General features: G+C 45.6%; 7 protein-coding genes. 5 read left to right on the top strand and 2 right to left on the bottom strand.

Going from position 1 to position 12,829, the window contains the following annotated elements; genetic code table 11:
* The first annotated feature begins 247 nt into the window (after window positions 1-247).
* The 3 genes from ACLFWI_RS16200 (at window position 248) to ACLFWI_RS16190 (ending at window position 3,639) form a co-directional block, all read left to right on the top strand.
* Window positions 248-949: a Mo-dependent nitrogenase C-terminal domain-containing protein gene (locus ACLFWI_RS16200; RefSeq protein WP_446407724.1), complete on the top strand. Its 702-nt coding sequence runs from the start codon at window positions 248-250 to the stop codon at window positions 947-949.
* A gap of 171 nt (window positions 950-1,120) precedes the next feature.
* Window positions 1,121-2,146 (top strand): GTPase ObgE, encoded by a 1,026-nt coding sequence (gene obgE / locus ACLFWI_RS16195; RefSeq protein WP_446413772.1) that lies wholly within the window; start codon window positions 1,121-1,123, stop codon window positions 2,144-2,146.
* A gap of 740 nt (window positions 2,147-2,886) precedes the next feature.
* On the top strand, window positions 2,887-3,639 hold the full coding sequence (locus tag ACLFWI_RS16190; protein ID WP_446413771.1) for a PEP-CTERM sorting domain-containing protein: 753 nt from the start codon (window positions 2,887-2,889) through the stop codon (window positions 3,637-3,639).
* Between the two features lie 122 nt (window positions 3,640-3,761).
* Here ACLFWI_RS16190 and ACLFWI_RS16185 read toward each other — a convergent pair whose 3' ends face one another.
* On the bottom strand, window positions 3,762-4,403 hold the full coding sequence (locus ACLFWI_RS16185; protein WP_446413770.1) for a phage tail protein: 642 nt from the start codon (window positions 4,401-4,403) through the stop codon (window positions 3,762-3,764).
* A 325-nt stretch (window positions 4,404-4,728) separates the two neighbouring features.
* Between ACLFWI_RS16185 and ACLFWI_RS16180 the strand changes: the two genes are divergently transcribed.
* Complete coding sequence (locus tag ACLFWI_RS16180; protein WP_446413769.1) at window positions 4,729-11,595, top strand: CHAT domain-containing protein; 6,867 nt, start codon at window positions 4,729-4,731, stop codon at window positions 11,593-11,595.
* A gap of 82 nt (window positions 11,596-11,677) precedes the next feature.
* Here ACLFWI_RS16180 and ACLFWI_RS16175 read toward each other — a convergent pair whose 3' ends face one another.
* The gene (locus tag ACLFWI_RS16175; RefSeq protein WP_446413768.1) at window positions 11,678-11,944 is read right to left on the bottom strand and encodes a hypothetical protein; all 267 of its coding nucleotides are present in this window, start codon (window positions 11,942-11,944) and stop codon (window positions 11,678-11,680) included.
* Between the two features lie 84 nt (window positions 11,945-12,028).
* Here ACLFWI_RS16175 and ACLFWI_RS16170 point away from each other — a divergent pair, with 84 nt between their 5' ends.
* Window positions 12,029-12,499 carry a thiol-disulfide oxidoreductase DCC family protein gene (locus ACLFWI_RS16170; RefSeq protein ID WP_446413767.1) on the top strand — a complete coding sequence of 157 codons (471 nt, stop codon included), beginning with the start codon at window positions 12,029-12,031 and terminating at the stop codon, window positions 12,497-12,499.
* Window positions 12,500-12,829 lie beyond the last annotated feature (330 nt).

Raw genomic sequence — 12,829 nt, 5'->3', positions numbered from 1 at the left:
GTCTTATGGCTACGGCGGCAATTCCTTGAACTCAATAATTACCAATCGTCTCAGCCCGATTGTGCCGATAGTAACCAGAACTTCTCTTCCGGAGTAGTTAAGATGAAGAGTGGAAACAGTTCCAACCCTGGTAGGGTAATGCCGTTGTCACTAAACCCCTGTCGTTTAGTCTCCTAGTTTACAGCCTGTTAGGACTCTGCCAAGGTTCGCTCTTACATCGTGTTCGTCGAGTTCCTGCTAGATAATTATGACGACTGTCACTCAATCTCCCTACACCGAAGACCAAATTTCAGCTTGGCTGCGCGGCTTGTGTACCGTGGCTTGGGCTGATGGTCACTTTGATCCCGAAGAAAAAGAGATCGTTTCTCAACTGACTCATGAACTCCTGGTGGTGGATAAAGACCCCCAGTCCGTTGAACAAACTATTTCTGCTGAAGAACTGGCGGCGGTGTTAGGTCACAACCAGCATACCGCCGAGAATTTTATCAGAACGGCTGTCATGGTGGCGATGGCAGATGGTGTCTACTCGGTGAAGGAAGCAGATGTTCTGCAAGAATTCTGCGAAGCGCTAGGACTGCAAATCGAGGCATTGAATGCCCTGCGGCATACCCTTTACGATGGTGAGGGAGCTGATACACTAGATGTTGCCCACCAAGACGCCCAGCAACCGGGAACCTCTCCCCATCCCCATTCGGATATTCTGCATCCTCTACGCAAATGGCTGGACGGTATGGAAGTTCATGACCCACGAGTTGCCCGATTTGTTTGTAATATTATCCCCTCTCAATGTCCGTTTGAACGGGATGTCAACCTATTCGGTCGCAAAGTCGCCCACATTCCGGCAATGTGTAAGCTCAATCCCCTCTATGATCAGTTAGTCGGCTTGCGCTTCCGGGCATTATCCTATCTGGCAGATGAACGGGGCGAAGATGTCTCGAAATATTTTTAGTCATGGTTGATGGTTCATGGTTGATTGTTCATTGTTGATGGTTGATGGTTGATGGTTGATGGTTGATGGTTGATGGTTGATGGTCAAGAGTCATTCATTTAGGTGGCTTCCTCTAGCCAAGCACCAAGCACCAAGGACAAATGACTAATGACTAATGACTAAGGACAAATAATGCAATTTATTGATCAAGCGGAAATTGAAGTAGAAGCCGGAAAGGGTGGCGATGGTATTGTCGCCTTCCGGCGGGAGAAATATGTACCTGCGGGGGGACCTGCGGGGGGAAATGGGGGACGGGGAGGGGATGTGATTTTGGTGGCGGCTGAACACCTGCAAACCTTGCTGGATTTCAAATATGCTCATCGTTTCCAAGCTGACAATGGCGGACGTGGGGGACCGAATAATCGGACGGGTGCTAATGGGCGCGATCGCACGATTCAAGTTCCCTGCGGTACAGTTATCTATGATGCAGATACCCAGGAAATTATCGGGGATTTAGTCCAACCTGGACAAACCTTTTGCGCGGCTAAGGGAGGTAAGGGAGGATTAGGGAACAAGCATTTTTTGAGCAATCGCAATCGCGCCCCTGATTATGCCTTACCCGGACTCCCTGGAGAGTATCGCCGCTTGCGTTTGGAGTTAAAATTACTGGCAGAAGTGGGAATTATTGGTTTACCCAATGCGGGTAAGTCTACCCTAATTGCCGCCCTTTCTGCTGCACGCCCAAAAATTGCCGATTATCCGTTTACAACGTTAGTCCCAAATTTGGGTGTGGTTCGCAAACCCACAGGTGATGGTACAGTGTTTGCCGATATTCCGGGATTAATTGAAGGGGCGCATCTGGGAACCGGCTTAGGGTCTGACTTTCTTCGCCATATCGAACGCACGCGCTTATTATTGCACCTGATTGACGCTACGGCTGATGATCCGATTGGCGATTATCAAACCATTCAAGCCGAGTTACAGGCTTATGGACGGGGATTGTCACAACGTCCTCAAATTCTGGCATTGAATAAGATAGATGCTGTTGATTCAGAGACGGTAGAGCTGCTGGCGACTCAACTCAATCACTTAACCCATGTACCCGTGTTCCAAATTTCCGCCGTGACTCAAAAAGGGTTAGAGTCGCTGTTGCAAACCGTTTGGCAGTCTTTGGAGCAGTTGCAAGATGTAGAGGCGGAAGCGGTTACCAAGGTTTGATAAGTGGTCGGACTTTGATTAAAGTTGACGGTTGAGATTGGGGAACAGGGAATGGAGGGGAGTTGCCTTGGTGTGAAAAGTGCCTTTTATAATACATTTTAGAATTAAATTTGTCAAATAAGTAATCATAATTATTTTTAAAACGAAAATTAAATCCCAGAATTCCGGAATAGGGGGATGAAAGGATGAAGGTAAAATTACACCTTTATCCAAGGTGCTGCTAGTTCGTCTCTGTTGAGCAACGTTTACACCTCTTTACATTCCATGAGATAAATACTCTTTCAATAAAAGAAAAGCCGACCGTAACGTTGATAGCTTTTCTGACAACAGTTGGTGGCAAGGCTTCAGACTCTAGCTAAGAGCTAAAGTCCAAGACGTCTTAGTCAAACATAGCTTTTGGAAAAATAAAAATGGATTTTACCAGCAGACAATTAACGGCTGCGTCAAAATGTCCTATCTAATTTCTAATCAATGTTTTAAATCTGGAGCAAAGTTTATTCCAACTTTATTTAAGTCATCTCGATTATGTTTTTTATGCAAATCATGGCGATAACGCTTGTAGTTTTACTTGGCAAGATGCAATCATAAACAATAAGGAAACTTCGAGATTAAAGCTGGATAATCTCTCAGACAAGAAAACAGCTTGACTATTGACTTGCCACACATTCAATTTTTTTATTTCCATCAGGGCTAGGCATCTCCACAACTCAGTTTAATTTTTTTTGGATATACATTTCATCATGGCTCATTCAAAGGTCATTGGCAAATTATCACTAACGACAGCTCTGGCTACGTTAATTGCCGTATTAAGCAGTCCAGCCGCCCAAGCACTGGTTATTGATTTTGAAGATAATTCGATTAAACCTAATGATAATGAAGATGTTTTCTCCTCGATAACGTCGCAAGATTTCTTGTTCGAGCCGACTCTCCCCCGTGAACAAACTCAGTATGCATTAGCGAATAATGTATTTGAGGCGCATAATGACAGCACCTATTTTGTGATCCGGAACTTAGTAGACAACGACACAGATGAGCCGTTTATAAATCCGGTCATCATGTCTCACGTTAACGGAACTCCATTTTCGTTACTCAGCTTAGACTTAGCCGAATGGGGAGAACCCCATGATCAAGCCAAAATGGTTGAATTAACTGGCTTTTTAGCCGGAGGCGGTTCGATTACAACAATGATTTCCTTTGATGGTGTTACCGATGGAAGTGGACCTCTAGAGGATTTTCAAACCGTAACCTTTGACCAGCAGTGGAGTAACTTGAGTAGTGTTGAGTTTAAAGGGATAGATGCACCTGTTTCTGATGATCCCAGCGAAGAACCTGGCTTTCAGGTTAATAGCTTTGCTGTTGATAATATTGAGGTAAGAGAAGCGTTTGAAGAACCCCACACGGAAGTTCCCGAACCTGCTTCTATTCTCGGTATCTTTGCTCTGGGAGTGGTAGGTTTGGGTTCTAGCTTGACGAAAAAAATAACTCAGCGTTAACTAATCCGAAATACTGATATAGATTAGCTTTGTAGTGAGGGAACCTCAGCCCTCTTCAGCTAGGCATTAGAGTACTAAAGTACTCACTACAAACAAAGCCCTATTTTAGCTGAGTCATACGACTAGGGGCGTGGATCGATTCCTTTGTAAGCGATGATAAAGTTAATCGCTAAGTAGGGTTGCAGGTTATTGTGGGCGTTGTTCTCGTTACTACCGATACTAGAAATACAGTCCATTTCCACGAAATCAGTAGCTCCAGTAGCATAGATGCTACTTCTCGGTTTCGACAAAATAGCACCACTCGGACGAGTTTCGTTGGAGTCAGCATTCGTCGCTTTTAATTTCAGTTGAATTTCTGGTAAGTTCGCTTGAGTTAATTCAACCTGCTCTGATCCACTTTTATCACCCAAGCCATAGGAGTTACGAGCATTATCACTATTTCCGGCCATCGGGTTTATCCCCAGAGGAACGCGACCTCTCAAATCAGGAACGCGAAAAGTATTTTGTGTTGGATCACCAGGCTGATTGTACTTTCCTGCCAAGATTGAAGCCAGAATGTCGTTTTCGTCACTTATTATGTCATGTAGTGTACCATCGCAAAGATACCAACCATCGGGGGCAAAATCAAAGGCGACCATGGCAATTTGACCGATAAAGGGTGTTGTCATAATAAATTCCTCAAGTTTTCCATAAGGTAACGTTGCGCTAAAACTTCCCTCTGCTTCCTGTAGCCCTAACAAAAAGGCGGGAAATGATGTAATCATTCTTGGGGTTCAGGACTCCATTAGTTTTCTTTAGAGCTTAATGACATAGTAATGTAGCCAAACTTGACCAAACCGTCAAGAAATTTTTGTGACAAAGTTTAAGATTTAACGCTATCAACGTGGCGTCGATATTTTTATTTTTTTAAAGAAAATTTGTCAAACTAGAGTTAGCAAGTAAAACTCCTGAAGATAACTGAGTTTCGCCATACCCTGTCTCTGTAGACTGGAGGGAAATAGCAAGCGGTAAGTCCTGAGCCATTATTTTTGAGACGAGAATATAAAGTATGCTGGATTTGGCAAGTTATACCGAATTGGGGAACCAGCGATGAAACCTATCCCATTGTGCATTCGCTGCTTGTGTATCGGTGTTGTCCTCACCGGGGTAATGCCCTACCTAAATTTTCCCGAAACAGGACGGTTTCCTAAGCGCGATCGCACCTTACAATCAGGGATAGCTTGGCTGGACTCGGTTCCCCCAGCCCAGGCTCAATCCATTACCCCAGCCGCCGATGGTACTGGCACCGTTGTCACCCCAGAGGGAAACCGCTTGGATATCCACGGTGGAACACTTTCGGGAGATGGCGAAAATCTCTTCCATAGCTTTGAGCAATTTGGACTCTCCCCCGATCAAATTGCCAACTTTATCTCCGATCCCCAAATTCGCAACATTCTGGGACGGGTGGTTGGCACAGATACCTCTATGATTAATGGTCTAATTCAGGTCACTGGCGGAAATTCTAATCTATTCTTAATGAATCCGGCGGGGATCATTTTTGGCACTGATGCCCAACTTAATGTTCCGGCGGCATTTACCGCAACCACGGCGATGGGGATTGGCTTTGGTGCTGAGAATTGGTTTAATGCCTTCGGTGAGACTAATTATCAAAATTTAATTGGGACTCCGACAACCTTGGCGTTTGACTTGGCTGAATCAGCAGCGATTATTAATCACGGCAATCTAGAGGTAGGAGAAGGTCAAACTTTAACCTTAGCGGGTGGTAGTATTACCAACACAGGGCAATTGACAGCACCAGGAGGAAACGTGGCGATCGCGGCTGTACCGGGCGAGAATTTGCTCAGAATCAGTCAACCGGGAAGCCCCCTCACGTTAGAGATTACACCCCCTCGCTCCGCCACTGGGGAGCAATTGCCAATTAATCCCCTCGATTTACCTGTTTTACTGACGGGGAATAGCGGTCAAGTTGTTAACGTTGGGCAAGTATCAACCACCGACGCGACAAATCAGGGGGGCGCAATTCATGTTGTTGGTTCTAGGGTGGATAATCTAGGTTCTATGAGGGCTGATGGGGCGAATGGGGGTAATATTCAGGTTCAAACTGATCATTTCCTGGACAAGGGACAACTGAGTGCAACCGGGAACCAGGGAAATGGTGGGGAAATTCAGGTTAATTCTACAGGCACAGTCATTCAAACCGCTAGCGCAACAATCCGGGCAAATGGTTCTCAACAGGGAGGGGTAATTGAATTTAAGGGGAATGCTGATACAGTTTTAACCACTTCAGGAGACATTGAGGCGACAGGAGAAGTGGGCGGTACAGTCCATTTATTTGCGGAGACGGTTCAGTTATTGGCGACTGATATTGATGTTAGTGGTAACAGTGGCGGTGGAGAGATTTTAGTCGGTGGTGATTTTCAGGGACAAACGTCAAATGCCATTAATGCCCAAAATACAATCGTCAATCATAGCAGTCGTTTAAACGCCAACGCCCTGACCACTGGTAACGGAGGACGGGCGATTGTTTGGTCTGACCAACACAGTCAATTTTCCGGTACGATTCAGGCGCAAGGTGGTGCAATTAGCGGTAACGGCGGTTTGGTGGAAGTATCAGGTAAAAATACGCTCTCGATGACAGGTCTTGTTGATGTGGGGGCGGTTAACGGATTAGCTGGGACACTGTTACTCGATCCAAAAAATATCATAATTGACGATAGTGTAGGCGCTATTCCCCAGTTTGACCTTGTTGATCCGAATTCGGGCAATGGCGCCGAGTTTGGCGATACCATTGCGCCATTGAGTACGGGGAATGTAGTCGTTACCAAGCCCGAAGATAACTTGGGTGGGGATAATGCGGGTGCGGTTTACCTGTTCGATGGTTCAACTGGCGCATTACTTCGCATGCTGATGGGTCAGGAAAATGACCAGGTAGGGAGTGGTGGTGTTACAGCCCTAAGTAATGGGAATTTCGTAGTCGCTAGTCCGCAGTGGGATAATCGGGTGACAGGGGCGACAAATGCTGGGGCGGTGACGTGGGGTGATGGCACAACCGGAATTTCGGCAGAGGTTAACGCAACTAACAGTTTAGTTGGCACTCAGACGGATGATCAAGTGGGGAGTGGTGGTGTTACAGGCTTAAGTAATGGAAATTACGTGGTCGTTAGTCCAAGGTGGGACAATGACGTTACAGGGGTTATAGATGTAGGGGCGGTGACGTGGGGTGATGGCACAACTCAGACTATTGGAGAGGTGAATGCGACTAACAGTTTAGTTGGCACTCAGCTTCGAGACAGAGTTGGTAGTCGTGGTGTTACGGCTCTCAAAAATAATGGCAATTATGTAGTCAACTCCCCGTTTTGGGGCGACAGTCAGGGGGCAGTAACTTGGGGTGATGGCACGACTGGGACGACTCAAGGACCAGTGGATGCGAGCAATAGCTTAATTGGTAGCGAAGATAATCTTGTCGGATTGGTCGAAAATGGTTTTGACGGTGTAACTGCGCTGGAAAACGGAAATTATGTCGTCAACAGTCCCTTTTGGGATGAACCCAATACAACTAGACCTGATGATCCCACAAGTCTAAATACAAATGAAGGAGCCATCACCTGGGGTGATGGTGTGACGGGGACGACAGGAGTTGTACGTGCGAATAACAGTTTGATTGGTACTCAGACTGATGATCAGATCGGTAGTGCTGGTGTTACAGCGCTGACTAATGGTAATTATGTTGTCAGTAGCCCCCTGTGGAACAATGGGGCAGTTCAGGATGTGGGAGCAGTCACCTGGGTTGATGCTATTAACGGTTTGACCACGGGTTCAGTAAGACTAGATAACAGTATAGTCGGTAACCTTGCCCAAGATCGCATCGGTAGTGGTGGTGTTACCGCCCTGACTAACGGGAATTATGTGATTAGCAGTCCGAACTGGAACGATAACAGAGGAGCGGTGACTTGGCGGGATGGTACTTTGCCAACAAGCAATGAGCAGGTTCTTGCGATCAATAGCTTAGTCGGAAGTAGATCAGGTGATCAAGTTGGTAATGGTGTCCCCCCGATGGGCTTTGTTCCTTCTCCGAGGATTGAAGGTGTTATTGCGCTTGCCAATGGCAATTATGTTGTCAGCAGCCCTGACTGGAATAATAATCAGGGCGCTGTCACTTGGAGCGATGGCACAACTGAGATTATTGGTGTGGTGAGTGAGACTAACAGTTTGGTTGGAACTCCAGCCTCCTTTGATCGGATAGGTAGTGGTGGTGTTGTTGAATTAAACACTAGCAATTATTTGGTCAGTAGCCCCAACTGGGATAATCAAGAAACCGATATTGGGGCAGTGACTTGGGTGGATGGGAGTAATGGAAAAACCTGGGATGGCACGAATAGTATCAGCGATAAAAATAGCATTATTGGTCGTCAGTCGAATTCCGGTTTAGGTACAGTTGTTAATCACCCAGTTGATCAGACGTTTTTAGTCCAATTTGCCAATGAAGGTAGTGGTCGAGTAACCGTTGGCGTTCCCACAGATATAACATTTGCTAATGTCCCCGGTGCTTCGGTAACATTCTCTCCCACCTTTTTACAACGCACCCTGAATACGGGGACAGCCGTTGTGCTGCAAGCCAATAATGATATTACTCTCAAGAGTCGCCTGGATATTGATAATTCTAGCGGCAATGGCGGAAACCTCACGTTTCAAGCCGGACGCAGTATTTTTATTAACGAAAACATCACGACAGATAACGGGAATTTAACGTTAATTGCCAACGAAACTCTGGCAAATGGAGTGGTTGATGTCCAGCGGGATATGGGCAACGCGGACATCGTATTGGCAAATGGAATAGAACTGGATACAGGTGAGGGAGATATTAATATTACCCTGAATACAGGTGAGGGGTTAACCAATAATCAAAGCGGTAATATTACTCTAGACGGTAATATCAATACAAATCACCTGACGATTGAACATAAGGGGTTAAGTGGCGAGGTAACTATCGCACAAACCGCTAACTTTGACTTGATGGGCAATCTCACGATCTCTAGTCGTACCTTGACTCTCCCGGAAACTATCGAACTTAACCTGGAGGGCGGATTACAATTAAATATCACCGAAGCGGTGGAGTTGGCGGGTCAAATTACGACGAACGGTAGCCTGGAGTTGAATGCACCAATTACTCTAACTGGCGATACTGTCTTTAATACAGGTGGTGCAGGTACTATTCTGTTTAACAACACGCTTGACGGTAATCATAACCTCGAACTGTCTGCTGGCACGAATAGGATTACCTTTGACAATCTCGTTGGCAAGAGTACCCAACTGGATAACCTGACGATTAATGGGGGTTTCAATCTCGCCACTACGATTAAATTAACTGGAGGATTTGTGCAAAATGGCACAAATCCAGTGAATTTGGCTGGGACAATTACCACAACAACTGGCACGATTGATTTAAATGGTGCGGTTACGCTGACGGGTGATAGTCGTCTGAATACGAGTGCGGGTGATATCCGTTTTCTCAATCCAATTAATGGTAGTAATGGAACGGAAAGCCTAAACCTAAGCGCGGAAACGGGTACGATTCAATTACCCGAAACAATAGGGAGTACAACCCCAATTGGCAATCTAACAATTCTCAGTAATAATCTGGATATCCCGACAACAACCCGGATTAATCTCACGGACAATTTTCAACTCAATGGTGCTAATCCGCTGAATTTCGCGGGTGAGGTGGCAACAGCGAATGGTACGATTGAATTTAATGCTCCAACTATACTAAATGGCGATACATTCCTGAGGACAAATGGCGGTGATATCCGGTTTAATAATAGGCTCAACGGTAACGGTAGTTTGGCTAATCTAAACCTAGCGGCGGCGGGAATGGGGAATATCTCATTTACAGATAGTGTGGGTGAAACGATTCCACTGGGTAATCTAACTATTTTTAATGCTAATAACCTCACGGCGAATGATTTGATTCGGGCGGCTAGTCTGAAGCATACGACAGGAATTGGCACAATTAATCTGCAAGATGTGCAAACCTCTGGGGGTGCGGTTGAACTGACAACTGAAAATAATCTAACTACGGCTAATATTACGACGGCTGGCGGTGATATTCATCTCACCAGTAATCAGGATCGGGTGAATAGTGGTAACCTCAATTCTTCGGCGGCGACGGGTGGTGATATTGTGGTCGATGCTGAGGTAAGTATTGATGCTGGGGAAATTAATTCCAGTGGCAATATCGGTGATGGCGGTAATGTTACGCTTGATCCCCGTGACTATATTCGGGTTAGTTCAATCAATTCCCAGGGGGGAAGTAATGGTAGAGGGGGCAATGTCGAGATAGAGAGCGATCGCGTATTTCGGGCAACGGGTAGTTTTTCTGACAATGGTAGGGATACTAGCATTTCTACGGCTGGTGGAAATGGTGGCGGTGATATCACGATTCGTCATGGGGGAGACGGAATTATCCCCTTTGATGTGGGAGATGCCACAATTAACGGCACAGCTGCTGCCATTACCAGTGGTGAGTTTACCATCGCCCCTTTCCAATCCTTTCCCTTTACCCACACTGAAGGTAATATTCAGATTATTAGCGTTGACGAAACCAATGATATCCCCGTTAACCCGGTTGATTTAACCTCCGCCGATGCCAATCAAAGTCAATCCCCGATTGAAAAGGACGAATCTGGGGTGATGGAGATTGATAACTTATTTAGTCGCGATTATGAGGAATATTTTGGCAGGGCGAAACGGGCGGGGATTACCTTAGAACAAGCCCAAGAAATCTTACGCGATAATGAAGCGGCGACAGGGGTGAAGTCGGCGGTGATTTATGTGGTATTTGCGCCGCAAACAATTAGCGCTGTGCCTGAAGGTGTAGATGTTACGCCCAATAATACCAGTTTATTGCGATCGCTAACCCCGCAACCGAGCGATCGCTTGGAGTTAATTCTGATCTGTGCAGATGGACAACCTATCCGGCGATCGGTTAATATAACCAGAGCGGAAGTCCTGAACATGGCAGATCAATTTCGCCGCACTGTAACCAATGTAATCGATGACCAGAACTATCTGTCATCGGCTTACCGGATGTATCAATGGTTAATTAAACCCATCACCGCTGATTTAGCCGCCCAAGACATCAAGTATCTGGGATTTGTGATGGATACCGGGTTGCGTTCCATACCCATTGCCGCTTTGTATGATGGTGAGCAGTTTATCATTGAAAACTATAGTGTCGGCTTAATGCCTAGCCTCAGTCTCACCGATACTCGTTATCAAGATGTCACAGATGATTCGGTGTTGGCAATGGGGGCTTCAAAATTTCGGGATAAGGCATCTTTACCTGGTGTTCCCATTGAGTTACAGGTGATTGCGGATCAAGTTTGGCAAGGTGAATCCTTTCTGAATGAAGAGTTTACCTTAGATAATCTCAAGCAAGCACGCCGAAAAGCGGCGTATGGTATTGTGCATTTAGCCACCCATGCCGAATTTCAAGCTGGAAAACCTGCAAACTCCTACATCCAATTATGGGACAATAAACTCAGGCTGAATCAGATGTGGCAGTTAGATTGGCATAAACCGACGGTGGAATTGTTGGTTTTAAGTGCTTGTCGCACGGCGTTAGGGGATGAGGAAGCCGAGTTAGGGTTTACAGGGTTAGCTGTACAAGCCGGGGTTAAGTCAGCTTTGGGTAGTCTCTGGTATGTTAGCGATGAGGGGACACTGGGACTAATGACCACATTTTATGAGAACCTTAAACAAAGTTCCACCAAAGCCGAAGCCTTGCGAAAGGCACAACTAGCGCTGCTTAGAGGTGAAGTGAAACGACAAGGCGATCGCTTAATTACGACGAAGAGTAGTATTCCCTTACCCCTTGATTTTCCGGCGTCGATTAACCAAAACTACAGCCATCCTTATTTTTGGAGTTCCTTTACCTTAATTGGTAATCCTTGGTAATAAGGGAACAGGGAACACCTCGACTTCGCTCGGTGTGTCACAGGGAACAGGCAATTGTAGATACTAGATGTTGGATAGCTGATCATGACTGTGGTGAATAGTGTAACCTACAGATAGTTTTGATAACTTGTAGCAACTGAATTGACTGCTCTGGGCGAATTAGGCTAAGTTCTGGAAAAAGTTGATATGTGGGTGGGTTTCCTGGCTGGATATAGATAAACTGATAATCAAGTCCATTCGTCGTCAGTCCCCAAATTCCTACTTGAGACTCTAGGCGTTGATAGGCATAAGTCAGCAGTTGTGGTAACCCTTCTAAAGCATTAACTGTAATATTTTTGGTTTCAATCATAGAGATAAGTTGACAGGGCAATCTCTATTTATTAAGATTTGTTAATATAGCTATAAAACTGTTGACAAACAAAGAAAAATATTCATGTCTAGCGCTGAAACCCTAACCCGATCCAACCCACAAGCCCCATCCTGGCAAATCAAGTTACTCTATGATGGTGAGTGTCCCTTGTGTCTACGAGAAGTTAACTTTCTCCAAGAACGGGATGCGGGTCGAGGATTAGTGGAATTTGTCGATATTGCCGATGAATCCTATAATCCTGAAGACAATAGCGGGATTGATTATGAAACGGCAATGGGACGCATTCATGCAATATTACCAGATGGTAAAATTATCAAAGATATTGAAGTATTTCGTACTGTCTACGAGATTCTAGGGATGGGTTGGATATATGCCCCAACTCGTATACCTATCCTCAATGGTTTAGCCAATCAAATTTATACTATCTGGGCAAACTTACGCCTCAAACTGACAGGACGTCCCAGTCTAGCCACCTTAGTTGCCCAACGTCAACAGGGTTTAGAGTGTCAAGATGAGCAAAAATGTCGCCGATAACGTTAATCTTAATCTTAATGTCAATGGCACTGAAATAAGCATGTTAAGCATGTTGGGATTGCCGAAACCCTTGATATCCTGTATGGTGGGCAGTACCCACCAGCCAAAATTTCAGTACCATTAATCTGAATGTAGAAATGTGCCATGGCACGCCTGTTATTGGATAGTGGCGTGGCACAGCTAAAATGGTGGAATAAATTTTACCATTGAAGTGGACGCACGCTATGCGCCCCTACGGTTTCCGGGCGTAATTCTAATTTATCAAATAAGGGTATTGTAGGGGCGGGTTTAGGGAATCTGTAGGGGCGGGTTTAGGGAATCTGTAGGGGC

It is taken from the genome of Coleofasciculus sp., assembly GCF_046539235.1.
Classification (GTDB): Bacteria; Cyanobacteriota; Cyanobacteriia; order Cyanobacteriales; family Coleofasciculaceae; genus Coleofasciculus.
The sequence above is the reverse complement of the archived record's forward strand: the minus strand, read 5'-3'. Positions and strand labels throughout refer to the sequence as shown.

Coding starts and splice junctions, on each gene's coding strand:
- ACLFWI_RS16175 (WP_446413768.1), bottom strand. CDS start 11,944: ATGATTGAAACCAAAAATATTACAGTTAATGCTTTAGAAGGGTTACCA.
- ACLFWI_RS16200 (WP_446407724.1), top strand. CDS start 248: ATGACGACTGTCACTCAATCTCCCTACACCGAAGACCAAATTTCAGCT.
- ACLFWI_RS16190 (WP_446413771.1), top strand. CDS start 2,887: ATGGCTCATTCAAAGGTCATTGGCAAATTATCACTAACGACAGCTCTG.
- ACLFWI_RS16180 (WP_446413769.1), top strand. CDS start 4,729: ATGAAACCTATCCCATTGTGCATTCGCTGCTTGTGTATCGGTGTTGTC.
- ACLFWI_RS16185 (WP_446413770.1), bottom strand. CDS start 4,403: ATGATTACATCATTTCCCGCCTTTTTGTTAGGGCTACAGGAAGCAGAG.
- obgE (WP_446413772.1), top strand. CDS start 1,121: ATGCAATTTATTGATCAAGCGGAAATTGAAGTAGAAGCCGGAAAGGGT.
- ACLFWI_RS16170 (WP_446413767.1), top strand. CDS start 12,029: ATGTCTAGCGCTGAAACCCTAACCCGATCCAACCCACAAGCCCCATCC.